21 protein-coding genes are annotated in these 26,598 nt (G+C 67.4%); 14 read left to right on the top strand and 7 right to left on the bottom strand.

The features are described 5' to 3' along the window. Positions 1 to 65: 65 nt before the first annotated feature. The 9 genes from CAL15_RS19740 (at position 66) to CAL15_RS19700 (ending at position 13,680) form a co-directional block, all read left to right on the top strand. On the top strand, positions 66 to 2,546 hold the full coding sequence (locus CAL15_RS19740; RefSeq protein ID WP_086080050.1) for a tetratricopeptide repeat protein: 2,481 nt from the start codon (positions 66 to 68) through the stop codon (positions 2,544 to 2,546). After that, entirely contained in the window at positions 2,543 to 4,603 is a 2,061-nt protein-coding gene (locus CAL15_RS19735; RefSeq protein ID WP_086080049.1) for a glycosyltransferase, read from the top strand. The genes CAL15_RS19740 and CAL15_RS19735 overlap by 4 nt, the downstream gene beginning before the upstream one ends. 33 nt (positions 4,604 to 4,636) lie before the next feature. Continuing rightward, positions 4,637 to 5,797, top strand: coding sequence for a polysaccharide biosynthesis/export family protein (locus CAL15_RS19730; RefSeq protein ID WP_086080048.1), 1,161 nt, complete (start codon positions 4,637 to 4,639; stop codon positions 5,795 to 5,797). A gap of 10 nt (positions 5,798 to 5,807) precedes the next feature. Then, positions 5,808 to 7,148 (top strand): ABC transporter permease, encoded by a 1,341-nt coding sequence (locus CAL15_RS19725; protein WP_086080047.1) that lies wholly within the window; start codon positions 5,808 to 5,810, stop codon positions 7,146 to 7,148. A gap of 10 nt (positions 7,149 to 7,158) precedes the next feature. Next, positions 7,159 to 7,878 (top strand): ATPase, encoded by a 720-nt coding sequence (locus CAL15_RS19720; RefSeq protein WP_086081198.1) that lies wholly within the window; start codon positions 7,159 to 7,161, stop codon positions 7,876 to 7,878. Positions 7,879 to 7,999: 121 nt separating this feature from the next. Beyond that, positions 8,000 to 9,031 (top strand): sugar ABC transporter, encoded by a 1,032-nt coding sequence (locus CAL15_RS19715; protein ID WP_086081199.1) that lies wholly within the window; start codon positions 8,000 to 8,002, stop codon positions 9,029 to 9,031. Then, positions 9,024 to 10,928: a Vi polysaccharide transport protein VexE gene (locus tag CAL15_RS19710; protein WP_086080046.1), complete on the top strand. Its 1,905-nt coding sequence runs from the start codon at positions 9,024 to 9,026 to the stop codon at positions 10,926 to 10,928. The genes CAL15_RS19715 and CAL15_RS19710 overlap by 8 nt, the downstream gene beginning before the upstream one ends. A 61-nt stretch (positions 10,929 to 10,989) precedes the next feature. Then, positions 10,990 to 12,180: a pectate lyase family protein gene (locus tag CAL15_RS19705; protein ID WP_420042563.1), complete on the top strand. Its 1,191-nt coding sequence runs from the start codon at positions 10,990 to 10,992 to the stop codon at positions 12,178 to 12,180. A gap of 90 nt (positions 12,181 to 12,270) precedes the next feature. Continuing rightward, positions 12,271 to 13,680, top strand: a complete 1,410-nt coding sequence (locus tag CAL15_RS19700; RefSeq protein WP_086081197.1) for a GntP family permease — start codon at positions 12,271 to 12,273, stop codon at positions 13,678 to 13,680. Between the two features lie 70 nt (positions 13,681 to 13,750). Here the strand turns inward: CAL15_RS19700 and CAL15_RS19695 are convergent, their stop codons facing one another. The 3 genes from CAL15_RS19695 to CAL15_RS19685 form a co-directional block, all read right to left on the bottom strand. Beyond that, entirely contained in the window at positions 13,751 to 14,824 is a 1,074-nt protein-coding gene (locus CAL15_RS19695; RefSeq protein ID WP_086080044.1) for an NADH:flavin oxidoreductase/NADH oxidase, read from the bottom strand. A 2-nt stretch (positions 14,825 to 14,826) separates the two neighbouring features. Beyond that, entirely contained in the window at positions 14,827 to 15,816 is a 990-nt protein-coding gene (locus tag CAL15_RS19690; RefSeq protein ID WP_157666695.1) for a tripartite tricarboxylate transporter substrate binding protein, read from the bottom strand. Positions 15,817 to 15,992: 176 nt separating this feature from the next. Continuing rightward, complete coding sequence (locus CAL15_RS19685) at positions 15,993 to 16,964, bottom strand: LysR family transcriptional regulator (protein ID WP_086080042.1); 972 nt, start codon at positions 16,962 to 16,964, stop codon at positions 15,993 to 15,995. Positions 16,965 to 17,312: 348 nt separating this feature from the next. Between CAL15_RS19685 and CAL15_RS19680 the strand changes: the two genes are divergently transcribed. Genes CAL15_RS19680 through CAL15_RS19670 form a run of 3 tightly spaced genes read left to right on the top strand, consistent with a single transcriptional unit; the run spans position 17,313 to position 20,603 of the window. Next, entirely contained in the window at positions 17,313 to 18,524 is a 1,212-nt protein-coding gene (locus tag CAL15_RS19680) for a homocitrate synthase/isopropylmalate synthase family protein (RefSeq protein ID WP_157666694.1), read from the top strand. Between the two features lie 55 nt (positions 18,525 to 18,579). Next, a complete protein-coding gene (locus tag CAL15_RS19675) occupies positions 18,580 to 19,461 on the top strand; it encodes a TauD/TfdA dioxygenase family protein (protein ID WP_086080040.1) in 882 nt (293 codons plus the stop codon). Then, complete coding sequence (locus CAL15_RS19670; RefSeq protein ID WP_086080039.1) at positions 19,458 to 20,603, top strand: alpha-hydroxy acid oxidase; 1,146 nt, start codon at positions 19,458 to 19,460, stop codon at positions 20,601 to 20,603. Before CAL15_RS19675 ends, CAL15_RS19670 begins: the two co-directional genes overlap by 4 nt. Before the next feature lie 57 nt (positions 20,604 to 20,660). On the opposite strand, the gene CAL15_RS19665 is transcribed toward CAL15_RS19670, so the two are convergent. Next, positions 20,661 to 21,317 carry a LysE family translocator gene (locus CAL15_RS19665; RefSeq protein WP_198299090.1) on the bottom strand — a complete coding sequence of 219 codons (657 nt, stop codon included), beginning with the start codon at positions 21,315 to 21,317 and terminating at the stop codon, positions 20,661 to 20,663. A gap of 184 nt (positions 21,318 to 21,501) precedes the next feature. Between CAL15_RS19665 and CAL15_RS19660 the strand changes: the two genes are divergently transcribed. Together CAL15_RS19660 and CAL15_RS19655 are read left to right on the top strand one after the other, a co-directional pair. After that, positions 21,502 to 22,671, top strand: coding sequence for a zinc-dependent alcohol dehydrogenase (locus tag CAL15_RS19660; RefSeq protein ID WP_086080038.1), 1,170 nt, complete (start codon positions 21,502 to 21,504; stop codon positions 22,669 to 22,671). Continuing rightward, positions 22,668 to 23,378, top strand: a complete 711-nt coding sequence (locus CAL15_RS19655) for a UdgX family uracil-DNA binding protein (RefSeq protein ID WP_086080037.1) — start codon at positions 22,668 to 22,670, stop codon at positions 23,376 to 23,378. Before CAL15_RS19660 ends, CAL15_RS19655 begins: the two co-directional genes overlap by 4 nt. 59 nt (positions 23,379 to 23,437) lie before the next feature. On the opposite strand, the gene CAL15_RS19650 is transcribed toward CAL15_RS19655, so the two are convergent. From CAL15_RS19650 to CAL15_RS19640, 3 genes are all read right to left on the bottom strand, one after another. Continuing rightward, positions 23,438 to 23,707 (bottom strand): hypothetical protein, encoded by a 270-nt coding sequence (locus CAL15_RS19650; RefSeq protein ID WP_086080036.1) that lies wholly within the window; start codon positions 23,705 to 23,707, stop codon positions 23,438 to 23,440. 640 nt (positions 23,708 to 24,347) lie between these two features. Continuing rightward, positions 24,348 to 24,542, bottom strand: a complete 195-nt coding sequence (locus CAL15_RS19645; RefSeq protein WP_086080035.1) for a hypothetical protein — start codon at positions 24,540 to 24,542, stop codon at positions 24,348 to 24,350. Positions 24,543 to 24,566: 24 nt separating this feature from the next. After that, a complete protein-coding gene (locus CAL15_RS19640) occupies positions 24,567 to 26,225 on the bottom strand; it encodes a hypothetical protein (RefSeq protein WP_198299089.1) in 1,659 nt (552 codons plus the stop codon). Positions 26,226 to 26,598: the final 373 nt, after the last annotated feature.

Here is a 26,598-nt window from a genome sequence, read left to right as displayed (position 1 = left end):
CACCCACCACCCTTGTACTGGACTTTCGAGTCCGGGCGGCCAATCCATTTCTATAGGTGACCTGAATGGCCTCTTTCACCATCGCTCCGATCGGCACCTGCCGGATCCACACGCCCCTGCGGGATGCCGTGGGCCGATACCCGGTCAAGCTGCAGCTCGGGCGCAACTACGGTTTCGTGCACACCAGCGCCGAGGCGCTGCAGCAGGCGCGCTTCATGTACGACCAGTGCGACATCCCCTCCGACGTCGAACGGCTGATCTTCCGGCCGTCGAACGGTGACCGCGCGCGCCGCGGGACGCACAAGCCCGCCGACCTGTACATGGTCGAACTGTCATCGCGCAAGCTGTTGACCATAGACGGCTATCCGATCCAGTCCAACTACCTGGTGCGCTACTTCAGCGAGTTCTTCGCCGACCGCGCGCGCGCCCGCACCTTCTGGTCTCTGGCGCTGTCCGATCGGCTGGGCGAAAGGCGCACGTGGCTGGATCAAGACCCGGTCTTCAAGGCCCTCTCGGCGGAGGACCGCGACCTGCTCGCGCGCATCGTGAAGCGCGATGTCGAGGACGACGAGATCGAAGGCGAAATGCGGCAGATCGTCGATCTGCTGGGCAAGGACAAGGTGATCTTCGTCACGCACGTCAACGCCCTGACTCCGGACAACGTGCCGATCGAACAGCGCCAGCAGCTGATCGCGACCGTCACCGCGGGGGCCGAACGGCTCGGCGTGCCTTGCTACGACCCGACGCCGCTGATGAACAAGATCGGCCAGGCCGACGCGATGGAGGACGGCGGGCTCGACCTTACGCATTACACCGCGCTCTTCGCCGAGCGCCTGTGCGCCGACTGGTACAAGAGCTATATCCGTCCGCGGCTTGGCGCCTCCACGCCGCAGCCCGTGGCGGCCAAGCTCTCCACCGACGAAGCCGCCGAACGCATCGAAAGGATCTGGGATTCGGGCGAATTGCGAGAGGCTTCGCGGCGCGTCCGCGAGGTGCTGCGCAGGCATCCCGGACTGCCCGACCACGTGCTGCTGCTGGCGCGGATGCAGGGCGAGCTGGGCGATTACGAAGGCTCCCTGGCCCTGCTGGAGAGCGCGGACGGCGCGCTGGCTTCCGGCAGCAAGGCCGAGCAGATCCTGATGCGCAATCACTTCAGGCTCGGGCGGTATGACCTGGCCTATTCGCTGGCGGCCGGCCTGCTTGGCGACGAGATCGAGACCCCGGAGATCGTGCGGACCGCGGCGGTCTCCGCCGCTCAGTTGGGGCACGTCGACGAGGCGCTGGGCAATTGGAAGCAGCTGTTCCGCATTTCGTCGGGCGACGAGCCCGGCGCGCTGGAGGCGGCCGACACGGTGCTGTCGATGCTGCAGGAAGGCGGCGACATGGAGGCCGCCATACGCTGGGTGCACGAAGTTCGTGCCGTGCTGCCCGCGTACGGCCGCGGCTTCGCCGTGCTGTGGCGCGACCGCCTGATCGCGGGCGACCGCGCGGCGCTGCGCGAACTGGCATCCGAATCGCCCGCGCTGTCGGACGTCGACGCGCTGGAACTGGTGAAGGAAGCGTCGTGGCGCGGATTCGTCATGGCCGGCGCCGCCTTGGCCGTATCGTGCGGCCTGGCCAAGAGCGAGCATGAGAACGTGCGCGCATGGCTGCTCTCGCAGTCGGCGGCATGGGCGGAAGAGGGCGCCCGCGCACTGGAGGAGGGACGCCTGCGCGACGCGGCCGAGAAGATTTGCGCCCATCGCCTGCTCGATCCCGGCGCCATGGCTGGCCTGCGCAAGCAGCGGGCGTTCGAGCGCGCGATGCGCCTGGGCGTGCGCTCCGCGCTGCTGGCGGGCAACCACAAAGAGGTGATCGAGCTCACCGATATCGCGCTCGATACCCAGGTCGATTTTCCCGAACTGGATGCGATGCGCGGCCGTGCCGCCGATGCGCTGGGCGACAAGCAAACCGCCATCCGGCATCTGAAGCAGGCGGCGGCCGGCGAGTCTGCCGCCTTCAGCACGCAGCTGTACTTCGCCAGGGCGGCCTTCAATGGCGGCTGGTTCGGCGACGCCATCGACGCGTATACCGCCATCCTGTCGCACGGGTCTGCCGACCAGAGCGCGAAAGAAGAGGCGCAGCGCCAGCTCAACAGGCTCGGTCCCCGCGCCATCCGCGCCGCCCGCGAACTGCTGGCCGCTGGCGACCACGAGGCCGCTTGGAAGCTGCTGGACCGCATCGCGCAGTCCTGGCCCGATATGCCTGAGGTCGCGCACGAGAAGCGGCGCATCATCGCGGTGCTGTATGCCGAAGCCCGGGCGCTGGATCCGTCCAGCACGACCGAGCGTCTTGCCCTCGGCGAGAAGATCCTGAAGCTCGTTCCCGACGATCCTATCGGCCTGCGCGCGGCCGCCGTCGGCGCGATGCGCCTGCACCGCTTCGAGCAGGCCCTGCCGTACTGGCAGGCGCTCAAGCAGCGTTCCGAGAATCCCGAGCAGTTCGATCACTACATCCAGCGGTGCCTGGTGTGGATCGAAAAGATGAATCGGAGGAAGGCGGCATGAGCGAGGCCCTGGATACCGAACGGGAGGTCGATACGTCCGATCTCCAACGGGCGCAAGCCCAGCTGGAGGAGATCGTCGCGGCCTCAGGGAGGGTTCAGGCCGCCCAAGGGAATCTGCCGCGCGCGCAGGAACTGGCGCGCGACCACATGGCGGATCCCAAAATACGCTATCTGCTGCTGCGCCTGAAGGAGCTGGCGGGCATCAACGAGGGCATGTTCGAGCAGTGGTCCGAGCTCCTGCGCGAGTGTCCGGACGATCTCAACATCGTCCGCCACAGCGCGACGCGCCTTGTGAAGAACAGGCAGGTCGAGGAGGCCCTGTCGCTGGTCGACCGCCATATTCCGGCGAGGACCCGCAATTCGGCGAAGCTGTTCGCCCGGGCCAAGCTGCTCAGCGACATCCGCGCCCATGAGCAGTCCGACGCGCTGTTCCGTCGCCTGATCGCGCGCGATGGGGATCGCAACGTGCGCGTCGAGTTTGCCAAGCGCCTGCGCAAGCGCGGATTGCTGGCGGAAGCGTTCGACACGATAAAGCCCGTCGCCGACCAGCTGGTTCCCGGCAGCAAGGCCGCGGAGCTTGCCAGCTCGCTGGCCGACGACTATGCCTTCTATCGGCAATTCGAGTCTGAGAAAGGCCTCGTCGGAAAGGACATCAGGATCGTATCGATGAAGCACGCGATCCTGCATTTCCGCGATCGCGACGTGCCCGAGCATTCGCCGGAGCGGCCTGTGTCGGTCGCGCTGGTCACGGGCAGCCTCGGTCCCGGCGGCGCCGAGCGTCAGCTGACGCGACTGGCCAGCGAACTGCATCGCATGGCGACCGTCGCCGACAGGCAGTCGGCCGCCATGCTGATGAGGCCGAAGAAGGTCGAAGTGATGGTGAAACAGCACACAGAGCCGTCGGGGTCGACCAAGAAGCAGGGCCTGGATTTCTTCCTGCCGGTGCTGGCCAGTGCGCAGATCCCGGTCACCGAAATCAACGGATTGCCGCCGATCTCGGTGTCTCACCAGCCCGTTCCGGATTCCGTGCTGGCGCGCTTGCTGGATCAGCTGCCGCCGCCGGTTCACTATGGCGTGACGCGTCTGGCGCCGCGGCTGCGCGAGCACGCGTTCGACGTCGTCAGCCTGTGGCAGGACGGCACGTGCCTGTTCGGCGCGCTGGCGGCGCTGTGCGCGGGCATTCCGACGATTCACCTGGTCTTCCGCGGGCTGCCGCCGAACATACGCAAGGACCGCTATCGCGAAGAGTATCCCGAGCTCTACCAGGCGCTGGCCCAGGTTCCCGGCGTGTACTTCGTCAGCAACAGCCGCACGGCCGCGGAGGCCTATGCGGACTGGCTCGGCATTCCGGTCGAGCGTTTCCACATCCTCTACAACGGCGTGCCCGAACTCTCGACCGATGCATCGGCCGAGGACGAGAAGAAGTGGAATGATTTCCAGGCGTGCACGTCGGATGCCACCGAGACCATCGGCGGCGTGTTCCGATTGGAACCCGACAAGCGCCCGCAGCTCTGGATCAAACTCGCCGCGCAATACCTGAAGCAGCGTCCCCAGGCCCGCTTCGTCATCGTGGGCGACGGGCGGCTGCACGATCACACGGTGGCGTTGGCCGAGGAGCTGCGCGTGACGGACCGGCTGCTGCTGGTCGGCCTTTCGAACCACGTCGGCTATTGGTATTCGCAGATGGACACGAGCGTACTGCTGTCCCGGTACGAGGGCTTGCCGAACGTGCTGATCGAGGCGCAGATGCTCGGGGTGCCCGTCGTGTCGACGCCCGCCGGCGGCGCAGGCGAGTGCTTCGTGGAGAACGTGACCGGGCATCTGCTCAGTGACGTCGAGCATCCCGACCTGCACGAGGCATGCGAGAAGGTCGCGTCCATGGTGGACCGGCTTCGCGACGACGAGTCGGTCAGGGAGCAGAGCCGCCATCGGGCGCGGGAACTGTTTTCGCTCAATGCGATGCTGACCAAGTTCCTGCGCCTGTGCGTGCCCGTCATGCCCACGTCGGAGAACGACGACTGCATCGGTGTGGGAGCGATGCGTCTGAAGGAGGCTTGATTGCCCGGCAATTCTTTCGCTTGCTTGGAAACAATGGAACTGACACAGAAGAACATCCCGGTCCCGGGCCTGAGGGCTCGAGGGCTGGTCACGGCGTTGCTCGCCGCCCTTTCATTGTCGGGATGCCAGCTGCCGCGTTCCGGTCCGATGTTGAGCGAGATGACCTCGGCGCATGATGCGAAGGACGTCGTGGTCATGCCCGTGTCGCCCGCGCTCGCGCGGGCGAGCAACGTACCAGAGGTCGCGGATTTTCCCGCCCGCTACCGGGACGACCGCCAGGGCGGATTCGACCGCCTGGTCCCCGGGGACGGCATCAACGTCACGGTATGGGAACGCGACGGCCTGGGGGTCTTCGCGGTCAATGCCGCCGGGGTCAGCGATCTGGGCAGCCAGGTCATAGACTCGTCGGGGAATATCCATTTCCCCATTCTCGGCAAGTTCCGGGCTGCGGGCCTGACGCTGGCGCAGCTGCATGACGCCGTCGTCGCCCGGCTGGCCAAGCTCACCGTCAGTTCGGACGTGAGCGTGACGCGCAGCGAGGCGCGCGGGCAGATGGTGACGGTGCAGGGCAACCTGGCCAAGCCGGGCATGTACCCCATCACGCAGACGTCCCAGCGCCTGAGCAGCGCGCTGGCGATGGCCGCGCCGGTGCAGACGAATCCCGAGCAGCTGGTGATCACTTTGCGGCGCGACAACGAGATCAGCTCGGTGCGGCTGTCAGACCTCTACCGCAACCAGAAGAACGACATCCTGCTGCGCGCGGGAGATGTGATTACCGCGCACGATGCCCGGGAGTACCTGACGGTGCTGGGCGCGGCCGGGATGCAGGGGCGCGTCGCCATCAGCAAGCGCAACTACAGCGTGCTGGACGCCCTGGGCGACTCGAAAGGTCTGGACGACAAGACGGCGGACCCGCGCTCCGTGTTCCTGTTCACGCCGGCGAAACCAGGCACCCAGGGGGCGCCGGATACCCTGCCCGTCGTCTACCAGTTCGACCTGACGCGCCCCGAGCAGGTGGCGCTGGCGGGCCAGTTCACGGTGCGCGAAGGGCAGGCCATCTACATATCGGACGCGCCCTTCACCCAGGTGCAGAAGGTTCTGTCGGCATTCCGGGTGACCATGAGCGCGGGCTTCAGCGCCACGCGGGCCATCGACAGCGATTCCGGCTCGAGCACGAGCGTCAACCAGAACTGATAGCGCGCCGATGAGCAACGAGGATCGCATCAGGGGCTGGCGCACACGCCGGCAGGACAGGAGCTACACCGTCGGCTCCGGCACCACGGCCTGGCGCCTGGACCTGACCGCGCTGTTTCGTGTCGAGTCCTCGCCGACCGCCGTGCTGAAGCAGCTGCTCGCGCGGCTGCGCGGCGAGCCGCATGGCAGCGTGGCGGCCCGGCGGGCGGTGTACGAGGCCTTGCAGTCGGAACTGCAGGCAGAGGTGGAGCGCGGCGGCCATGACGAAACGATGGCCGATTTTTCGCGGCGGCGCCTGCGCATCATGGTGCGCCTGCTCGAGCAGGATCTGCGCGCGGGCGTCGACGTGTTCGCGCCCGGTTATGCGCCCTCCAAGCTCGCGGCCGAGGACGAGCGCCTGGGCGCGGCGCACGAAAGGCGCATGCACCGGCGCAGGCTGGAAGAGGCGCAGCAGGCGCGCCGCGAGGCATCGCGCAACGACGTCGCCCTGCAGGTCGAACTGTCCCGGGACGAGGCCGGCGATCTGGCCGTCCTGCGCGGACGGCTGCGCGCCCTGCACGAAGCGCAGTATCCGCGCGATCTCGACGAGGGCGGTTCGCGCCTGCGCATCATGATGGCCATGTTCGTGTATCAACTGCACGTCATGCACGGCGAAAGCCGGATCGCGCTGCTGTGGGCGCTGGTGGGGCCGGTCGTGCTGCTGACGTTGATCTCATCGCTGTATTTCCTGATGGGAACGCACTACATCCTGGGCATGGACGTGCCGACGTTCGCCTTGCTGGGCGCGACCACGTGGATCATGTTCCGGCAGATCATCTTCAGAAGCAGCGCGAGCTATGTCTCGTCCCGCGGGCTGTTGAACTTCCAGGGGGTGACGCCGCTCATGGGGGCGCTGGTGCAGGCTTTCACGTATCTGTCGGTGTATCTGGTGGTCTTCGGGGTGCTGATCTACGCCGGCCACGCACTGGGGCTCATCACGCTGCCGCAGAGCTGGTCCGGGTTCGCTCTCTATGTCGTCCTGATGGGAGGCTGCGGCGCGGCGATGGGCGTGCTGTTCGGCGCGATCGCGACAGGCTGGCATTTCTTCCTGCGGCTTGCGCCGGTCATCGAGCGGTTCCTGCAGATATTCGCCAGCGTGTTCTTCGTCTCGGAACAATTGCCCGAGCACCTGCGTCCGTGGATTCTGTGGTCGCCGTTCGCGCACGGCATGCAGCTGCTGCGCTCGGCGTACTTCGACAGCTACGAGTCTTCGGATGCGAGCCTGGAGTATTTCCTGACGGCGCTGGTGTTCCTGGCGGTGGTGTCGTTGGCGGCGCAGCGGCTTGCCCGCAGCAACGTCCAGCCGATGTGAGGGGATGGCCATGATTCATCTGCATGGTGTCACCGACGAGCCGTACGCGTTCGGAAGCAGGCAGGCGCTGCTGGACCGCGTGGATCTCGACATACCGGTCGGGCGCTATGCGCTGCTGTCGCCCGCGCCGGAACTGCATCGCCAGGTCATCGACGTGCTGTGCCGCCTGCGCCCGCCGCGCCAGGGGTTCGTCAAGCATGGCGGCAGCGTGTCGTGGGCAATCGGCCGGCAGGGCTTCATCCGCGGCAAGGCGAACGGCCTGCGCATGATCGAATTCGTGGCCGAGATGTACGAACTCGATTCGGACGCCGCCTACGAATTCGTCGCGGACCTGATCAGCGATCCCAAATCCCTGGCCAGGCCCATGGAGCATTGGCCGCTCTACGTCCGGCAGGAGTTTTCATTCGCGCTGGCGCTGGTGCCGGCGTTCGATGTGTACGTGATCGAAGGGGCCATGCCTTTCGAACCCTGCCGCTTCACGCGCCTCTGGCTGGCGCTGTTCGAAGAGCGACTGGTCGGCCGCACGCTCATCTTTTCCAGTTATCGCCAGAATCAGTTGGCGGACTATTGCCTCAAAGGCTTGATCTATGAACGAAGCACTCTCAGAATCGAAGACGACCTCGACCAGTGCATCCGCAGGTTCCCCCCAAGAAGGTCCAGGAGCGAATCGGGCAGCGCAGGCGACGACGTCTTCGGAGGCGGCTTCGAGGAAAGCCAGCTCGGCTTCTGACACGGGATCCGAGATCCAGCGCCGCCAGCGCGAGCGCCAGGCGGCGCTGCGCGAGCGTCGCCGCCATCGCTGGATCAACGCCGCCATCGTCATCGCGCCGGTCGTGTTGGCCATGGCCTATGTGCTGTGGATCGCCACGCCCCGATACGAGGCGGAGTCGCGGTTCTTCGTGCAGTCGGCCTCGAACCAGCAATCCGGCGGGGCGGGGGCGGCCAGCCTGCTGACCACGGGCAACATGTCGGGCATGCTCGGCGGATTCGTGGATGGATGGGCGGTCAGCGATTTCCTCAAGTCGCGCGACTGCATGCGCCAGCTCGACCAGAAGGTCGGGCTGCGCCAGTACCTGGCCCATGCCGGACTGGACCCCTTCAACCGGCTGTCCGAAGACTCCAGCGAAGACGAGCTCTATCGCGCCTACCAGGCAGCGGTGCATGTGTCTTTCAACGCGCTCGAGCAGATCGACGTATTGCGCGTGAAGGCGTTCTCTCCAGCAGACGCGGAGACGCTGTCGAAAGCGCTGATCGGGCTGGCGGAAGACTTCGTGAGCCGGATGAACGAGAAAGGGGTGGCCGACAAGTTGAAGGTCAGCCTCGAGTCGGTGAAGCGCGCGGAGCGCAAGGCGCTCGATGCCAGGGAAGCGCTGACGGCGTGGCGCACCAAGCACGGCAATATCGACCCGACGGCCTCCGTATCGATGCTGCTGAATCTCTCGAGCCAGCTCGAGGGGGAACTGAGCAACGCCCAGGTCAATCTCGACAAGATCCGTGCGCTGGAGAACAAGGACCATCCCATGCTGCGGCCGGCCACGCTGCAGGTCGCGGCGCTGAAGAAGCGGATCGCCGAGGTGCGCCATCGACTGAGCGGCCAGGGAAACACCGAGGCGACCCAGCTGAAGTCGTACGAGGCGCTGCGCAACACCCAGGTCTTCGCCGACTCGAACCTGACCCTGGCGCAGCAGTCGTACCAGCAGGCCACGGTGGATGCGCTGCGATTGCAGCGATATCTGTCCATCATCGCCCAGCCGGTCCCGACGGACCGGCCCAGCAGCCCGCGCACGTGGGTCCTGCTGCTGGAGGCCCTGGCCCTGGGTTTCGTGCTGATGTTCCTCGCTCGCGCGGGCGTGGCGTTGTTCAAGGGGTTGCGTCATGGTTGAGATGGTCCTCGAGAAGCACACCGAAGCCTCCGATGCCGCCTCCCGGCTGCGCGAGGTCATCAAGGCTGTCCGCGGCGCGGAGGATCCCCTGCGCGAGATGGCCAGGCTCGACCAGTCGCTGGTGCAGGCGGCGGACGGGCGGAGGGATGTCCGCCGGTTGCTGGTATCTCCATTCGTCCGCGAGGGGGCGTTCGCGCCCGCCATCGCCGCGCTGGAGGTGCTCGTGGCCGCCTATCCCGCGCATGCCGACGATCGCCGCCTGCTGGCGAGCCTGCTGGGGCGGACGGAACAATGGGACCGTGCGATCTCCGTGGCGGATGGCGCCGCCGATATCGAACCCGATGCCGCGGCGCTGCACGCCGTGCGGATCCAGCTGCGCCTGCAGGCCGGCCGTGCGGCGCAGGCTGCGGCCGTCGCCCGCGCGACCGCCCGTCTGGCCGCGGGCGAGCCCGGCGACGCGTACTTCTGGATGCTGGCATTCATGCGCAACGGCGATGCCGCCGAGGCGGCGGACGTTGCGGCGGCGCTGGACTTGCACAAACTGCCGAACGAACGGGTGGCGGCAACGGCCGTGCGCGCCCTGTTCGAGGACGGCAGGTTCGATGCGGCGATTCTCATGGGCAATGCGGCGCTGGCCGCAAGCCACGACTGCGCGCAGCTGCGCACCTATCTCGGGCTGTCGCACCTGCGGCGCGGCACCGAGGAGGATCGCAAGGCGCACGCGCCGGCACATTTCGAGGCGGCCTTGAAGGCGGCGCCAAACGACGTGAGGCTGCTGTCGCTGCACGGTGAAACCCTGCTGCGCGCTGGGCGCTATAAAGCGGCGGTGGCTCCCTTGAAGCAGGCGCTCGACCTGGCGCCGGACCTGGAGCAGACGCGTACGCTGTACGCTCGCGCGCTGCGCTATTCGATGCAGTACGCGGATGCGGCCGAGCAGATGATGCAGCTGCTCGACAAGGCGCCGGACAAGCTGCAGTTGCAGCGCTCGACCATTGGCGCGCTATCGCAGGCGGGCCGCTCGCAGGAGGCCGAAGCGCTGTATCGGCGCTATGTGGCGCAGAGAAGCGAGCAGCTTCCGGACACCTTCCAGGAAGCCCTGGCCGCGCTGGAAGGCAAGCTGGCCAGCGCGCCGATACCGCAGGCGCGCCTGGACTGGGCGTGGTCGCTGCGCGGCGACGCCGCGGCCGACCGCGCGCAATGGGAGCGCGCGGCGCGTTGGGGTCATCTGGTGGACCATCTGCTGTTCGACTGGCTCGAATGCCGCGAAGAGCAGGCGGAAGAGGCCATGGAGCTGCTCGGCGAGCTGGACGCCGCCGAGCGTTTCTTCGCGCCGCTGCTTGCCGCGGGGCGGGGCGTCGTGGTCGCCACGGCCCACGTGGGCCCCATGTACGCGGGCCTGATGGCTTTGGAACTGCTGGGCATTCCGTCGCGCTGGCTCGCGACCGCGCCCAGCGTGGCCCAGTCCAGCTATGCCGCGGCCCTGATCTCGACCGCCGACCAGACGGAGGCGCAGGTGGCCAAGGCCTGCATGCGCGCGATCGGATCGGGCTACGTGCTGGGCTTGGCGGTGGACGGCGCGGCGAATCCCGCCGCGCCGCGCACGACTTTCGAGGGGCAGCAGGTGACGTACTCCAGCTTCGCCGCCCACATGGCGCACCGCCTTGGCGTTCCATCGGTCTTCTACGTCCCGCGTTGGGAGAACGGCCGCGTGGCCTATACGCTGGAGATGCTGCCCCAGCCGACGAGCGGCGAGGACGCCGAGGCCTATGCGCAGCGCTGGCAGCAAGCCTATTTCGAACGGCTGAGAGAGCACCTGGCCGGGCCGCCCGAGAACCTGCGCATGAGCGGTGGCATATGGCGGCATGTGCGGCCGGCGGATCGATCCGCGCGAGGATAGAGGACGACGTGATGGGAGTGCGGGATTGAGCAGAGCGGTCGGATTGCGGTTCGGTGTGGGAATCCCGTCGTTGCTGCTCGCAGCGGCGCTGCTGCTCCATGGCCGGGCCGCTGTCGCGGAGGAGCCCTGCAAGGTCGCGGACGAACACTGCCCATTCGTCTCGTCGCTGCTGCAGCAACGCGAAGGCTACGGAGAGAAGACCGTCGGCGGCCTCGGCGGGCGCGTCGTCGAGGTGACTTCCGACAAGGACTCGGGCCCCGGTACGCTGCGCGATGCGGTCAAGCGCGCCAGGAAGGAGCCCACCTGGATCCGCTTCGCTTCCGACATGACCATCGTGCTGGCCTCGCAGATCCGCGTGCCGTCCAACATCACCATCGACGGCCGCGGAAAGAAAGTCACCTTGATCGATGACGGGCTGGGGATATACGGCAGCAGGAACGTCATCGTCACGCACCTGACGATAGACGGGCGCCTCAGCCGCCTTACGCAGGCCGTGAACGTGGCCAATGGCAGCCGCGACGTGTGGGTGCACCACCTCGATCTGTCGCGATTCTCAGATCGGCTGCTCAACGTGAAGAATGGCTCCACGGACGTCACGGTGTCATGGACCAAGTTCCATGATTCGAACAAGGTGATGCTGCTCAACAACATCACTTCGGCCGATCTTTTCAAGAACTATGAGCGCGACTCTATCGCCCGCGTGACGCTGCACCACAACTATTTCCTGAACACGGTGCAGCGCAATCCCAGGGGCCAGTTCGGCACGTTCCACCTGTACGGCAATCTGCTCGAGAACTGGGACCTGTATGGCATGAGCTTCAGCCTCGAGGCCCGTGCGTTGATCGAGGGGAACATGTTCAGCAACGTGTCCCAGCGGGAGTGCACGGAGCCCGAGTCCACGCCGACGGTTCACGGCATCGACGTGAACTATTGCCGCTTCATCCCCGGCGCGCCGGCGAGAAGCGCGCTGCGCAACGGCGAATCCGACCGGCGGCATTACGAGAAATCGAAGGCCCGGCATGGGTATACGCGCGATTACAAGGCCTTCCTGCGCCTGAAGGACAATCTGTACCTTGGCGAGGCGAAACCCGTGCTCGAGGACTACCGTCCCGATTCGGTGCCGGCGCCTCCGTATTGCTATGGCTACGAGCCGCCGACGGCGGAGGTGGCGCAGAAGATCCGCCGGCTGGCCGGCAATACGGTTGGCGAGGCGCCGAAGGCCATGCCGCGTATCGGATCGGCGTGCCATTAGCGGGGCGATCCCGACACGACAGGCGATGCAACATCTCCGTGCGATCATTGCGCCGCAGGCCTGAACAATCTTGGAGGATCGAAGCGCATGATGAACACACTTGCCATAGTCGTTTCGCTGGCATTGCTGATGTACTTCGCCTATAGGGGCGTCACGGTGCTGCTGCTCGCGCCCATCATGGGCGCGGTGGCCGTGCTGCTGTCCGGCGATGGCGCTTTGCTGCTGCCGATCTACACCAGCACGTTCATGACCGCGCTCAGCGGCTACGTGTTGCAGTTCCTGCCGATATTCCTGCTGGGATCGCTGTTCGGCCAGTTGATGGCCGACTCCGGCGCGGCCAATACGCTGGCGCGCTGGATCGTGCGAACCGTCGGCGAAAGACGGGCCATCGTCTCGGTCGTGCTGGCCTGCGCGCTGCTGACCTATGGCGGTGTCTCGCTGTTCGTGGTGGCCTTTGCGCTATACCCCGTGGCGGTTAGCCTGTTCAAGGCGGCGGAGGTGCCGAAGCGGCTGATTCCGGGCACCATCGCGCTGGGCGCCTTTACCTTCACAATGACCGCGCTGCCTGGCACGCCCTCGATCCAGAACGCCATTCCGATCCCGTACTTCGGCACGAACGCGTTCGCCGCCCCGGGTCTGGGCCTGATCGCCGCGCTGTGCATGTTCACGGGCGGGTTGTGGTGGCTGCAGCGGCGCGCGGCGCAGGCCAAGGCCGCGGGCGAGGGCTATGGCCAGCACGAGGACGAGGCGGGCGAGGCGGCGCAGGCCGACGGCCATGCCGCACAGGGCCGCTGGTCGGTCATGCCCGTGCCCCTGGCGGTGCTGCCCCTGCTTTTGGTGGTGGGCATCAATGCGGTGCTGACCTACGTCGTGTTCCCGCAGGCCGATTTCGCATTCATCGGCGAGCGCTTCCCCGACGTCGACCCGCAGAAGGTCCTGGGCCTGTGGTCGCTCATCGTCGCGCTGGCCCTGGCCTGCCTGACGCTGGTCGTGATGCGCCTGGGGCGCTGGGCGAACCTGAAGGAGACGGTGAACAAAGGCGTGTTCGGCTTCATGCTGCCGCTGTTCAACACCGCGTCGGAAGTGGGCTATGGCGCGATCATCGCCAGCCTGGCGGGCTTCGCCATCATCCGGGATGCGGTGCTGAACGTTTCGCCCGGCAATCCGCTGATCTCGGAAGCCATCGCCATGAACATCCTGGCCGGCATCACGGGTTCATCATCGGGCGGCCTGAGCATCGCGCTTCAGACCCTGGGCGCGGACTATCTGCGCATGGCCAACGAGGCGGGCATCAGCCCCGAACTGCTGCACAGGGTGGCGGTGATGGCCGCCGGCGGCATGGACACGCTGCCGCATTGCGGCGCCATCATCACGCTGCTGGCCATCTGCAAGCTCAACCACCGCCAGTCGTATCGCGACATCGCGACGGTCACCATCCTGTTCCCCCTGCCGTCCCTGGCCCTGGTGATCCTGCTGGGCACCTTGTTCGGCAGCTTCTGAGGCGGCAGGAAAAGCATGTTGCCCGGTGGGGCACGCCCGGGCGACGTCCGAACGGCCTGGCGCTGGTCCGCTAACCTGCCCCCACCGCGCGCACATACTGCACCGGCCAGCGCGCCGGCGCATCCAGTTCGGCCGCCGCCCGCAAGGGCCAATAGGGATCGCGCAACAGCTCGCGCGCCAGCAGCACCATGTCGGCGCTGCCCTGCTGGAGGATCTCCTCGGCCTGCCGCGCCTGCGTGATCAGCCCTACCGCGGCCGTCGCGATGCCGGCATCATGGCGCACACGATGCGCGAACGGCACCTGATAGCCGGGCTCGGCCTTGCCCCTCGATCCGGGCAGGATGGAGCCGCTGGAGCAGTCGATCAGGTCCACGCCCAGACGCTTCATGCGGCGCGCCAGTTCGACGGACTGGTCCAGGTCCCAGCCGCCGTCCAGCCAGTCCGTGGCCGACAGGCGCACGAACAGCGGCAGGTCCCGCGGCCAGGCCTCGCGCACCGCGGCCGCCACTTGCAGCGGCGCCCGTACCCGGTTGTCGAACGAGCCGCCGTAGGCGTCGCCTCGGGCATTGCTCAGCGGGGAAAGGAACTGATGCATCAGGTAGCCATGGCCCATGTGCAGTTCCACCACCTTGATGCCCGCGGCCAGGCTGCGGCGCGCGGCGTCGGCGTACAGGTCGACGACCTTCGCGATGTCCGCATGCGTCATCTCGTTGGGTTGCGGGTATTCGTCGTTGAAGGGCACCGCGCTGGGCGAGACGACCTGCCATCCGCCTTGTTCCACCGGCACGGCGCGTCGGCCTTCCCATGGCACCTGTGTCGAGCCCTTGCGGCCGGCATGCGCCAGCTGGATGGCCGGGACCGCGCCCTGCTCGGCGATGAACCGCGCGATGGGGCGCAGGGCTTCCGCCTGCGCGTCGTTCCAGATGCCCAGGTCGGCCGGCGTGATGCGGGCGTCCGCGGCGACCGCGGACGCTTCGACCATGACCATGCCCGCGCCGCCCACGGCCCGGCTGCCCAGGTGCACCAGATGCCAGCTGTCGGCCAGCCCGTCCGTGCAGCAGTACTGGCACATGGGCGCGACGCCGATGCGATTCCTGAACTCCACGCCGCGCATTGCCAGCGGCGCAAACAGCTTGCTGCCCATCGTCAGTCCACCGTCACGTGAGCGTCGCGCACGACCTGTCGCCACTTGTCCGTTTCGCTTTTCAGGTACTGGCCGAACTCGGCGGGCGTGCTCGGACTCGGCTCGAGTCCCAGTTCGACGAAACGCTTGCGCAAGGCATCGGACTTCAATGCGCTTAGCACGGCCCGGTTCATCGTGTCGATGACCGAATCGGGTGTGCCGCGCGGGGCGACGAGGCCGTACCAGGGCGTCACGTCGTAGCCTGGCGCGCCGCTTTCCGACAGCGTGGGAACGTCGGGCAGCACGGGCACACGCTTCGTGCTGGTGACCCCCAGCGCGCGCACCTGCCCCGACTGGATGCGCGAGACGGCGGCGCCGACGCCGTCCACCATCAGCCATACGCGGCCCGGTACGAGGTCGGTATAGGCGGGCGCGGTGCCCTTGTACGGAATGTGCGTGATCTCCACGCCGGTCTGGTAGCGCAGCACCTCGGTGGCCAGGTGCGCCGAGCTGCCCGCGCCGGCGGACGCGTACGACACCTTGCCGGGGTTCGCCTTGGCATAGGCGATGAACTCGCCGAGCGTCTTGAAAGGGGCCTCGGTGCTGGACAGCAACACGTGCGGGGCCGTGGCGACCAGCGCGACGGGTGCGAAGTCCTTCAGATTGTCATAGGGCAGGTTCTTGTGCAGGCTGGCATTCACCGCCAGCACGCTGAACGGCGCCATCATGTAGACGTAGCCGTCGGGCGCGGCCTTGGCCGTCGCGTCGGCGCCGATGATGCCGCTGGCGCCGGGCCGGTTCTCGACGACCACCGGCTGGTGCAGTTCCGTGCTCAGCTGCTCGGCCACCGCGCGCGTCATCAGGTCCAGCGTCGCGCCGGGCGTGAAAGGCACAATGACGCGCACCGGGCGGTCCGGATAGGCAGCGGCGGCGGACGCCACCGTGCACGCGGCCAGTACGCCCGTCATGGCGCGCAGCCATGCGGTCCCGACCTTCGATGACGTGATCTTCATGTTCGCTCCTCCTTCTATCCCCCGCACCATGCCGGGGTCGCGCGCTTGTCGCGTCGCGTTGGGGCGAAAGTATGGAACGCCGCGGCGACCCGACACAGGCCGGCCGGCAAACGCCAGGTTTCCGGATTGGAAACCGGCGCTGGAAGACGCATGAGCTGGCCGAGAAGCCCCGGTCGTCATTCATCCGGCAGGCCGGGCGCGGCGCCGTCGTCCGCCGCGGGGGGCAGCCGCCACACGGTTTCCGCGGACGAGGCCCAGCCCGGCGGATTCTGCGCCCACTCCTTGAGGAACTCGATCAGGTGCCGCACCCGGTGCGTCATGTTGCGGCGCGTGGAGAAGACCACGCTGATGTCCAGCTCGTCGGGCCTGTACTCCGGCAGGACGGCCTGCAGCGTGCCCTGCTCCAAGGCATCGGCGACCATGTAGTGCGGATGCAGCGAGATGCCCGCGCCCATCAGCGCGGCCTCCTTCAACGAATCGCCGAGATTGCTGCGTATCGAGCCCCGGACCTTCACTTCGCAGGACTCCGCTCCGCTGAAGCGCCAGATGCCGCTGGCCGACTTGACCGTATGGACCAGGCAGTTGTGCTGCCTGAGATCCTGGGGCGTGCGCGGGGTGCCATGGGCGAGCAGGTAGCGCGGCGACGCGACCAGGCTCTGCGGCACGCGCAGCAGCGGCACGGCCACGTAGCTGGCATCGTCCAGCGCGGGCGCGATGCGGATGGAAAGATCGAGCGCTTCGGCGACGAGGTCGGACCGGCCATCGTCGTACACCATGGTGACCTCGATGTCCGGATAGTGATGCGTGAAGTGCGCCAGCACGCGCGTCAGGTGATAGGCCCCGAACGACGGCGGCGTTCCGATGCGGATCTCGCCGCGCGGCAGCAGCACCGCATTGCGCACGTCGCCCTCCAGCGCCTCGTAGCGGTCCAGCAGTTCGCGGCCGCCTCGCAGCACGCGCGTGCCGGCCTCGGTGAGCGCCAGATGCTTGGAATTGCGCTTCAGCAGCTGCGCGCCCATCTGCGCTTCCAGCGCGGCCACGTACTTGGTCACCGTTGCCTTGGACAACGACAGTTGCACGGACGCCTTGATGAAGCTGCCGCATCGTGCGACCTCGGCGAATACCTGCAGGCAGCGTAGCCTGTCCATCGGCTGTCTCCTCCGATGTTTCTTTTTTCGAAACCTTGGATTGTCGATTAGCACACTTTCGGGGTCAAGGCGCTGCTTACACTGCACGGGCATCAGCAACGCCATGAATCCGCTGCTCCATGACAGACGCCGTTCCGACTCCTGCCGGCCGCCATGACGGCGCACCCAGCCCCGCGGCCTACCGCGCCCGTCACGCGCCGCAGGATGAGCCATTGATCAATGGTTGGCTAGCTCCGCCGGTGCACTGAACCCATCCAACCCGATTTTCATTGTCCGTGTCGCCCGCGACGCGGACGGCGTCCGCTCGCGCCTGTGCCGCGCCGCGCCGCATCATCCATGGAGAAACGCATGAATTTCTTTCCTGAGAACGGCCGCTGGCCCAGCCCCTTCAACCAGGCCGCCAACCCGGCGGCCCTTGCCGGCAGGCGGATTCGCGTGGCCGACTGCACGCTGCGCGACGGCGAGCAGCAGGCCGGCATCGTGCTCAACAGCGACGACAAGGTTGCCATCGCCAGGTCGCTCGACGCGCTGGGCATCTACGAGATCGAGGCCGGCACCGTGGCCAGCAGCGAGGAAGACCGCGAGGCGATCGGCCGCATCGTGCAGGCGGGGTTGAACGCCAGGATCAGCGTGCTGTGCCGCGGCATCAATGCCGACATCGATCTCGCCCACGACGTGGGCGTGTGGGGCGTGCGCCTGAGCTTTCCGGTAAGCGACATCGAGCGCGAGTACAAGCTGAAGGGCGTGAGCGAAGACGAGTACCTGAGCCGCGCGCTGACCCTGGCCGAGTATGCGCGCAAGCGCGGCATGGCGGTGATCTTCAGCCCCTTCGACACCACGCGCGCCAGCCTGCCGTTCCTGCGCCGCATCGCCGCGGAGTTCTCGCGCGCCGGCACTGTCGACCGCATCCGCATCGTCGACACCACCGGCTGCGCGCTGCCGCAGGCGATTTCGCACATCGTGGGCGAGGTGGTCGACGCGGGCAATGGCGTGCCCGTGGAGATCCATTGCCACAACGACTTCGGCCTGTCGTGCGCCAACACGCTTGCCGGCATCCAGGCCGGCGCGGACTACGTGTCCAGCACCATCAACGGCATCGGCGAACGGTGCGGCAACGCGTCGACCGAGGAAGTGGTGATGGCGCTGGAAGTGCTGTACGGGTACGAGACCGGACTGCATCTGGAACGGTTGAAGGCCATGTCCCGCCAGGTGGAGGAACTGACCGGCATCCGGCTCAGCCCCAACAAGGCCGTGGTGGGCGAGAACGCCTTCCGCCACGAGGCCGGCATGGTGGTCGCGGGGCTGCTGAAGAACCCGTTCACCGCCGAGTCGTACGCGCCGGAGATCGTGGGCCAGCAGCGCGGCATCCTGCTGGGCAAGAAGAGCGGCGTCGTGTCCGTGCAGCACAAGGCGATGCAGCTGGGCCTGGACCTGCCGGAATCGGCCCTGGCGCCCGTGCTGGCCTTGGTGAAGGAGCGCGCGGTGCATCTGCGCCGGTCGCTGGACGACGATGAGTTCGTCCGCATCGTCGAAGCGACCCTGGCCGCCCATCAATCCTGATTCCGCAGCGCCGGTGGCGGGCGCCATCGGCCGCATTACCGCTTTGGAGACACACATGCAGATCATTGCATCGGGCGCCACGCTCGGCGCGCGCATCGAGGGCGTCGACCTCGCAACGCCTTTGTCGGAGGAACGACTGCACGAGATCGAACAGGCCCTGGGCCGGCACGGCGTGATCAGCTTTCCGCGCCAGGAACTGACGGCGAAGCAGCTGCGGGACTTCGCGGAACGCTTCGGCAGCCTGGAAATCAACGTGGCCAACCAGTATCACGAGCCCGGGCTGCCGGAAGTCATGATCCTGTCGAACCTGAAAGAGAACGGCAAGCCCATCGGCCTGGCCGACGCCGGCCAGGACTGGCATACCGACATGTCCTACAGCCGCACCATCGCGTTCAGCAATGTGCTGTACGGCATCCGCATTCCGATGCGGGATGGCCGCTCGCTGGGCAACACCGAGTTCTGCAACATGCATGCGGCCTATGACGAGCTGCCCGAAGCGCTGAAGCGGGAACTCGAAGGCATGACGATCACCCATGACTTCAACAAGTTCTGGGAGAAGATGCGCCAGGAGAAGGGCAGCACCCGGCCGCCGTTGACCGAAGAGCAACGCCGCCGCAAACCTCCGGTCTCGCACCCCGTCTTCCTGGTGCATCCCATCACGGGCCGCCGCGTGCTGTACGCCAACCCCGGGTATTCGATGCGCATCAACGAGCTGCCCGCGGACCGCAGCGACGAGGTGCTGGCATTCCTGTTCGAGCATCAGCTGCAGGACCGGTTCCGCTATCGCCACAACTGGACCGTGGGCGACGTGCTGATGTGGGACAACATGGGCACGATCCACAACGCGGTGGCGGATTACCGGCCCGACGAGCCCCGCCTGATCAAGCGCTGCCAGGTGATGGCGGACAAGTACTTCCCGGAGGCCTTCGCGCAATGAGCCGCGTCGACGCGTGCCACAGCATCGATGGCCTGCGGCGCGCGGCGCGCAGCCGTCTGCCGCGGCCCATCTACGACTTCTTCGAGGGCGGCGCCGAGGACGAGACGACGCTGGCCGACAACCGCGCCGCCTTTGCCCGGGTGCGGCTGTCGCCGCGCGTGCTGCGCAACGTGGCCAGCGTGGACCTGTCCACGCAATTGCTGGGCGGCCCGGCCTCGATGCCGCTTGCCATCGCGCCCACAGGGGCGGTGGGATTCGGCTGGCGCGGCGGGGACGTCGCGCTGGCGCGCGCGGCGGCGCAGGCCGGCATCCCCTACACGCTTTCCACGTCCGCGACCGCGTCCATCGAGGAGATCGCCGACCAAGCCCCGGGACGCCTGTGGTTCCAGGCATACATCCTGCAGGACAAGGAGCGGCTGCACGCGCTGATCGACCGTGCCGCGAGCGCGGCCTACGAGGCGCTGGTGATCACGGTCGACCTGCCCGTGGGCGGCAAGCGCGAGCGCGACCTGCGCAATGGGCTGGGCCTGCCCATGAAGATCGGACCGCGCAATTTCCTGGCCTTCGCCGCGCGGCCGGCCTGGTCGCTGGACATGGCGCTTCGCCGGCCGCCGGTGATGCCCAGCCTGCAGGGCATGCGCAAGATCGACCCGAACCGCAAGGCGATGGAGTCGGTGGCGGGGCGCAACTACGATCCCGCATTCGATTTCGAGGCGCTGGCCAGGCTACGCGAGCGCTGGCCGCGCCGGTTGATCGTCAAGGGCGTGGTCAATCCCCGCGACGTCGAGCCCTTGATCCGGCTGGGCGCCGACGCGGTCGTGGTGTCCAACCATGGCGGTCGCCAGCTGGATGGCGGAGTCGCCACGCTGGACGCGCTGGATGGCGTCGTCGAAGCGGCCGCGGGGCGCATACCCGTGCTGCTGGACGGCGGCATACGCCGAGGCTCAGACGTCTTCAAGGCCCTGGCGCTGGGCGCGGCCGGCGTGCTGACGGGTCGCGCCACGCTGTATGGCGTGCTGGCGGGAGGGCAGGCCGGCGCGCAGCGCGCGCTGCATATTCTCCGCGATGAACTCCAGCGCACGTGCCAGCTGTGCGGCGCGACGCGCGTGTCCGAGGTGGGCCCGGACATGCTGCACGGATGACAGTGGAACGCGGGACGGCGAGCCGGCCGGCCGCGGCCTCGCGGTTCCCGGCCGTGCCTATCTGGCCATGTCTGTGCGCGCCGGCGCGTCCGCGCTGAAGATCATGTAGCCTGCGATCGCCAGCATCATCGAGCCCAGCGCGCCTTCCTGCGCCCGCAGGAACCAGTCGTTGCGCGTCAGCCAGTTGCGGATGCGCGAGGCGCCCCACGCGTAGGTGGCGCCCGAGAACAGGCCGAAGACCTTCGAGGCGCAGGCCAGCACCAGCATCTGCAGCCACACCGGACCCTGCGCGGGATCCGTGAACTGCGGCAGGAAGGCGATCAGAAAAAGAAAGACCTTCGGGTTCAGCAGGTTGGTCATGAATCCCTGGATGAATACGTCGCGCCCATCGCCGCGAGCCGTGGCCGATGCCAGCGTGCGGGCGTGCCGGCAGCGCCGCAGGGCCTGGACGCCGAGATAGGCCATGTACAGCGCGCCCAGCAGTTTCACGGCCATGAACAGCCCTGGCGATTCCCTGAAGATGGCCGCCAGCCCCAGGACCACCAGCGGTATCTGCACGAAACCCGCGCAGAAGGTGCCCAGCACGCTCATCCACGCCACGCGGAAGCCTTGCGTCATGCCGCGGGTCAGGGTGAGGGCCATGTCGGGACCGGGAGTCAGCTTCAAGGCCAGGTCTGCGGCCAGGAAGAGCAGAAACATGTGCAGGGTGGGCATGGAATTTTGTGCGTGAGGGGCGGCGTGGCCGGCGGCTTGCGGGCGGCACGTGATGTGGCGCCGCGGCCCGCGCGCGGGCCGTCATGATATTCCTCTGCCGCGCGACTTGCCGCGGCACAGCAGTTGCTACGTCTTCCGCAGCGGCGGGCACCCTCTTGCCCGGCTCGATCCAAGGAGACCTTCGATGAAAGCCCTATGCTGGCAAGGCAAGCACGACATCCGCTATGAAACCGTGCCCGATCCCGCCATCGAACATCCGCGCGACGCCATCGTGAAGGTCAGTTCCTGCGCCATCTGCGGTTCCGACCTGCACCTGTTCGATGGATTCGTCCCCGACATGCACCATGGCGACATCATGGGCCACGAGTTCATGGGCGAGGTCATGGAGGTCGGGTCGGATACCACGACGCTGCGCGTGGGCGACCGTGTGGTAGTGCCGTTCACCATCGCCTGCGGCGAATGCTACCAGTGCCGCCGCGGCAATTTCTCGGTGTGCGAACGCACCAACCGCAATGCCGAGCGCGCGTCGAAGATGTTCGGCCATCCGACCGCCGGTCTGTTCGGCTATACGCACCTGACCGGAGGCTATGCCGGCGGCCAGGCCGAGTATGTGCGCGTGCCCTACGCGGACACCACGCACGTCAGGGTGCCCGACGGGCTCTCCGACGAACAGGTGCTGTTCCTGGGCGACATCTTTCCCACCGGCTGGCAGGCTGCCGTGCAGTGCGAGATCGAACCGACCGACACCGTGGCGGTCTGGGGCGCGGGCCCGGTCGGCCAGATGGCGGTGCGCAGCGCCTTGCTGCAGGGGGCCAAGCGCGTGATCTGCATCGACAACGTGCCCGAGCGGCTGGACATGGCGGCGCAGGGCGGCGCCGTCACGATCAATTTCGACCAGGAAAGCGTGCTGGACTGGCTGGGCGACCTGACCGACGGCAAGGGGCCCGACAAGTGCATCGACGCCGTGGGCCTGGAGGCCCACGCCTCGCGCTCGCTGGATTCGATGTACGACCGCGCCAAGCAGGCGGTGGGCGCCGAGACCGATCGGCCGCACGTGCTGCGCGAGATGATCTACGTGTGCCGACCCGGCGGCATCCTGTCCATTCCGGGCGTGTATGGCGGCGTGGTGGACAAGATCCCGTTCGGCGCCTCGATGAACAAGGGGCTGACGTGGCGCATGGGGCAGACGCACGTGCGCCGCTGGACGGACGAACTGCTCGGCATGATCGTGGAGGGCAAGATCGATCCGTCGTTCGTCATCACGCACACCGTGCCGCTGGAGGAAGGACCGGGCATGTACAAGACCTTCCGCGACAAGAAGGACGGTTGCATCAAGGTGGTGATGAAGCCATGAGCGTGGCAAGCCGCCCCAAGCGCGAGGCCCGCGGTGCGGCGCCCGAAGGCCGCGCCGTGCGCGGTCCGGTCCGGTCCGGCCACGATGGCGAGCCCGTCGCGCTGCCCGTGGAGCCCGCCGACGTGGACCCGCGGCAACAGCCGGCCTCGCTGGACGAGTGCCGCCGCTGCGGCCTCTGGAAGAACGCGACCCAGGGCGTGGGCGGGCAAGGCCGCCGCGCGCCCATCATGCTGGTGGGGGAGCAGCCCGGCGACAAGGAGGATCTGGCCGGCCTGCCGTTCGTCGGTCCCGCCGGCGAGCTGCTGGATGCCGCGCTGGAGGAAGCCGGCATTCCGCGCGACGAGGTGTATATCACCAACGCGGTGAAGCACTTCAAGTGGGAGCCCCGCGGCAAGCGGCGCATGCACAAGACGCCGGGACAACGCGAGGTGCTGGCTTGCCGCTACTGGCTGGATGACGAGCTGCAGCGCATCGGCCCGCGCGTGGTGGTGGCGCTGGGCGCCACCGCATTGGGCGCCGTGATGCCCGGCAAGAAGGTGCCCCTGACGCCCAATCTGGGCAAGGCCTTGCCGGCGGCGGGCCATACCGTGGTCGCCACGTATCACCCGTCCTACGCGCTGCGCACGCCGGACCGCGAGTCGCGGCGCCTGGCCTTCGAGGCCATCGTGCAGGCGCTGAAGCTGGCGCGCCGCCTGGAGCGGGACTGATCCGTGGTCGGCCGCCTGCCAGTCGGCGGCTTAGGGGGCGTCGTCCCCGGCCCGCGGCATCAGCGGTTCGTGGTGTCGTCCTCTCCGGAACGCGGATTGCCCGCGCCGTCGTCGGACCCGGGCAGCGTACCGTCGCGGGCCTGCTTCTGATGCGCCGTCTCCGCCTGGTCGAAGCCCGGCGTGTCGCCCTTTTCCCCCCGCGGCGGATGATCGATGTCCGGACGCGGATCATTGGCGTCCGGCTTGGTGGTGGGACGCAACGCCCCGGCGTTCACGTCGGGCTGGCCCGGGATGCGGTCCCGGCTGGTGGATGATGGTTTATCGGACATAAGACAGCTCCTGCGGCCGCCGGCCCGGCGGCGCGAAATCGAGCGGGGCGCGACCGCCCCGCGCCCCGGCCCTATCAGGCTATCGCGCCGGCCTTACCCGACGCGGCGGCAAGATTTACAAGGCCGACGGAGGACTGCTCCCATCGGGCGTCCAGCGGCGGCGCGCTGTCGCGCGCGCCGCGCCGTTTCTTCCGTGGACAATGGACCGGGTCGGATCCTGGGACCATGACCACGGCCGGGCACGCGCGCTTCTGCCGCGCCCCATCCGTCTGGTGCCGGTAGTCGGAGGGGCTTACCAAGGGGCAAACGAGACGACGACCGCGAGGACGAGGATGATGGCCAGGATGGTGATCATTTGCTTGTTTCGCATGGCTTCCTTTTCTGATGGTTGGAGCGGTCCGGGATACCGCTAGTCGCGCCAACGGATGGCTCTCCTGTTGCGCAAGCGGCGTGCCTGCGCATCGCGGCGAAGGCGCATCCGCACACGCAACGTCGCCAGCGAGGCTCGCAGCCGCAGCGGCAAGGCGCTGAGCCCGGGCAACTCGCCGATCATGTAAGACGCCGTGGGCGGTGCGGGCATGGCCCGCCACGAAGCAAAAGGCCAGCTCCGCGGAGCTGGCCTTTTGTCGTCGTCACCCGATCAGAGCGGCACTTTGCATTCAGTGTCGGAGTACGTCTGCTCGCTGACCTTCACCCAGTCCTTGCCCGGCGACTCGGGCTCGCAGACCGTTTCCCCGGTGGCGTTGTTCTTCCACAGGTAATACATGCTGGGCTGGGCCACGACGGCGGCGGACCATGCCAGCGCGGCGGCCAATAGTACGGTCTTGATGTTCATGATCGTTCCTTTGCGTCCAGGGTGTCATTCGGCCAGCATGGCTTCGCCGACCGCGATTGCCAGCTTCTTGGATTGTTCCACAATGGCCGTGCGGTAGGCCTCGAAGCGAGCGTCCGTGTAGGAGTTGTCGTCACGCGGGAATCCGCCCGCCGCCGCGGTGCCGTTGTAGAAGTTGTTCATCACCGGGATGTGGACGTGCCCCGCGGGAATGCTCAGGCCCATGATGTCGCGCAGCAGCGTGTTGCGATACGCGCTTTCGTTGGACAGGTAGTCGCCCCCGCCGCCGGTGCGCGCGCACCACGACGGATCCGGCGCATGCACGTCGGCCGGATTGGGCATGGCGTTGACCACGCCATGCCACGGCTCGGCGACGGTGTTGGTGCTGTCGCAGTTGGGAAAGTAGCTGTAGTTGGTGTGCCAGGTCACGTCGAAGCCCTCCGTGCCCGCGCTGGTGGCGCCGGGCGGGCGGATGACGCCGGTCTGCGTGTTGGCCAGCAGCATGAACTCCACCGGCAGCGATGCGGTGGTGAATTGCGGCGGAGTGTCCTTCTTCCATGCGCTGATCGAGTCGGCGCCCAGCCAGCGTTCCTGCACCACGGTATTGCAGCCCGAGCCCGGCAGCGAAATCGGATCCGAGCCCGGCGTGGTGACGGTGCCCAGCGGCAGGATGACGGCGGGCAGGCGCGTGCCGGTGGGGCAGTAGACAATGCCGTCGTTGCCTGCGGACGAGCCATGGAAACGGCCGTTCCACTGCTCGAGCCAGAAGATGTTGCTGCCGCCCTGGCTGAAGGTGAGCGACGCGTCGACGCGGCGCGGGCCGGGCTGGAACCACGGACCCAGCGTGTCTTCCTGCATGCCGCGGTTGAACGGGTCGTAGCTGACGGGCAGCACGTAGGCTTCGACGCGCAGCACCGAGCCATCGGAGAGGGTGTATTCGCGGCCGTCCATCTCGAGCGCCGTCGCGCCCGAGGGATTGCCGTTGCGCAGGCCGGTGTTGGGCGTGCCCGGGGTGCCCAGCGTGAAGACGTCGAAGCCGCTGATGATCATGCGCCGGTACGGCTGGCCCGATGCCGCGTTGCCCTCGGGCAGCGCGATGTCGTACTGGCCGCGCGAGGCGCGCTCGAACTCCCATTGCAGGTCGGACATCTGGCTGGCGGACAGGCCCCACTCGGGCGCCCACTGGCGCAGCGTCTTGGTCATCTGCACGCGCGTCCAGTACAGCATCCGGTCGTCGCTCTGCGGCAGCGTTTCGCCCGCCTGCGCGGCACGGCGTCCCTGCACGCGGTCGACGGCGGCTCGCCACAGTTCCTGGCCTTTCTCCTTGACCAGCGCCATGGCCTGCTCCTGCGACATCACCGAGGTCTTGCCGTCGTCGCCGCACAGCGACGTGGCGAATTGGGGGGCGAAGTTCTGGAAGCCGGCTGCGGTGACGATGCGCGTGGCAAGCGGCGTCTGGTCGGTGCCGATCACCGTGGCGCCGGTGTAGGGCAGCGACGTATCCAGCCGCCGCTCCTCGAACGCCAGCTGCGCGCCGGTATTCCACGTGCAGCTTGCCAGTTGTGCGGGCGGCTCGGGCGGCGGCCCCGATGACGAATCGTCGTCATCGTCATCGCCGCCGCACGCATTCAAGACCACCACGGATGCCGCGACCAGGGCCCATCTGTATGCGCTGAAAGTCCTCACTTCAATCTCCGATCGAAAGAGTGGGTTCACCACCGTGAACCCGACGTGCGCCGGTCCCGCCGTCGGACAGGGTCATCCTGTCCGCGACGCGGGGTCGGTCGCTTCCATGCGGATTTCGCCGCCATTCTCGCGATGCGGGCGGCGGCAAAAGCCTCAGTGTGCGGGTGCGATGTGCTGCGGATCGCCGGGGAGAACGGGGTCGGCGCAAAAAGTGGGGCGGGATTCGAGCCGGGAGGTCCGGACGCGATAACCCGGGTGGATCATAAATTTGCCGTGCATGACTTCCCCTATTGTTGAACAATTATTCTTTTATAGTCGTACAAAACGGGTAAATTGCCGCATCAAATTCATTATCAGGTAAGGTGGCCGCGTT

It is taken from the genome of Bordetella genomosp. 13 (genome assembly GCF_002119665.1).
Classification (GTDB): domain Bacteria; phylum Pseudomonadota; class Gammaproteobacteria; order Burkholderiales; family Burkholderiaceae_B; genus Bordetella.
This window is presented reverse-complemented; position numbering and strand designations above follow the sequence as displayed.

What these genes read in the sequence shown, in the direction of transcription:
- CAL15_RS19685 (WP_086080042.1), bottom strand. Translation starts at nt 16,964, where the DNA reads ATGGACAGGCTACGCTGCCTGCAGGTATTCGCCGAGGTCGCACGATGC.
- CAL15_RS19660 (WP_086080038.1), top strand. Translation starts at nt 21,502, where the DNA reads ATGAAAGCCCTATGCTGGCAAGGCAAGCACGACATCCGCTATGAAACC.
- CAL15_RS19645 (WP_086080035.1), bottom strand. Translation starts at nt 24,542, where the DNA reads ATGAACATCAAGACCGTACTATTGGCCGCCGCGCTGGCATGGTCCGCC.
- CAL15_RS19670 (WP_086080039.1), top strand. Translation starts at nt 19,458, where the DNA reads ATGAGCCGCGTCGACGCGTGCCACAGCATCGATGGCCTGCGGCGCGCG.
- CAL15_RS19735 (WP_086080049.1), top strand. Translation starts at nt 2,543, where the DNA reads ATGAGCGAGGCCCTGGATACCGAACGGGAGGTCGATACGTCCGATCTC.
- CAL15_RS19720 (WP_086081198.1), top strand. Translation starts at nt 7,159, where the DNA reads ATGATTCATCTGCATGGTGTCACCGACGAGCCGTACGCGTTCGGAAGC.
- CAL15_RS19710 (WP_086080046.1), top strand. Translation starts at nt 9,024, where the DNA reads ATGGTTGAGATGGTCCTCGAGAAGCACACCGAAGCCTCCGATGCCGCC.
- CAL15_RS19690 (WP_157666695.1), bottom strand. Translation starts at nt 15,816, where the DNA reads ATGAAGATCACGTCATCGAAGGTCGGGACCGCATGGCTGCGCGCCATG.
- CAL15_RS19730 (WP_086080048.1), top strand. Translation starts at nt 4,637, where the DNA reads ATGGAACTGACACAGAAGAACATCCCGGTCCCGGGCCTGAGGGCTCGA.
- CAL15_RS19740 (WP_086080050.1), top strand. Translation starts at nt 66, where the DNA reads ATGGCCTCTTTCACCATCGCTCCGATCGGCACCTGCCGGATCCACACG.
- CAL15_RS19725 (WP_086080047.1), top strand. Translation starts at nt 5,808, where the DNA reads ATGAGCAACGAGGATCGCATCAGGGGCTGGCGCACACGCCGGCAGGAC.
- CAL15_RS19665 (WP_198299090.1), bottom strand. Translation starts at nt 21,317, where the DNA reads ATGCCCACCCTGCACATGTTTCTGCTCTTCCTGGCCGCAGACCTGGCC.
- CAL15_RS19695 (WP_086080044.1), bottom strand. Translation starts at nt 14,824, where the DNA reads ATGGGCAGCAAGCTGTTTGCGCCGCTGGCAATGCGCGGCGTGGAGTTC.
- CAL15_RS19655 (WP_086080037.1), top strand. Translation starts at nt 22,668, where the DNA reads ATGAGCGTGGCAAGCCGCCCCAAGCGCGAGGCCCGCGGTGCGGCGCCC.
- CAL15_RS19650 (WP_086080036.1), bottom strand. Translation starts at nt 23,707, where the DNA reads ATGTCCGATAAACCATCATCCACCAGCCGGGACCGCATCCCGGGCCAG.
- CAL15_RS19700 (WP_086081197.1), top strand. Translation starts at nt 12,271, where the DNA reads ATGAACACACTTGCCATAGTCGTTTCGCTGGCATTGCTGATGTACTTC.
- CAL15_RS19680 (WP_157666694.1), top strand. Translation starts at nt 17,313, where the DNA reads ATGAATTTCTTTCCTGAGAACGGCCGCTGGCCCAGCCCCTTCAACCAG.
- CAL15_RS19675 (WP_086080040.1), top strand. Translation starts at nt 18,580, where the DNA reads ATGCAGATCATTGCATCGGGCGCCACGCTCGGCGCGCGCATCGAGGGC.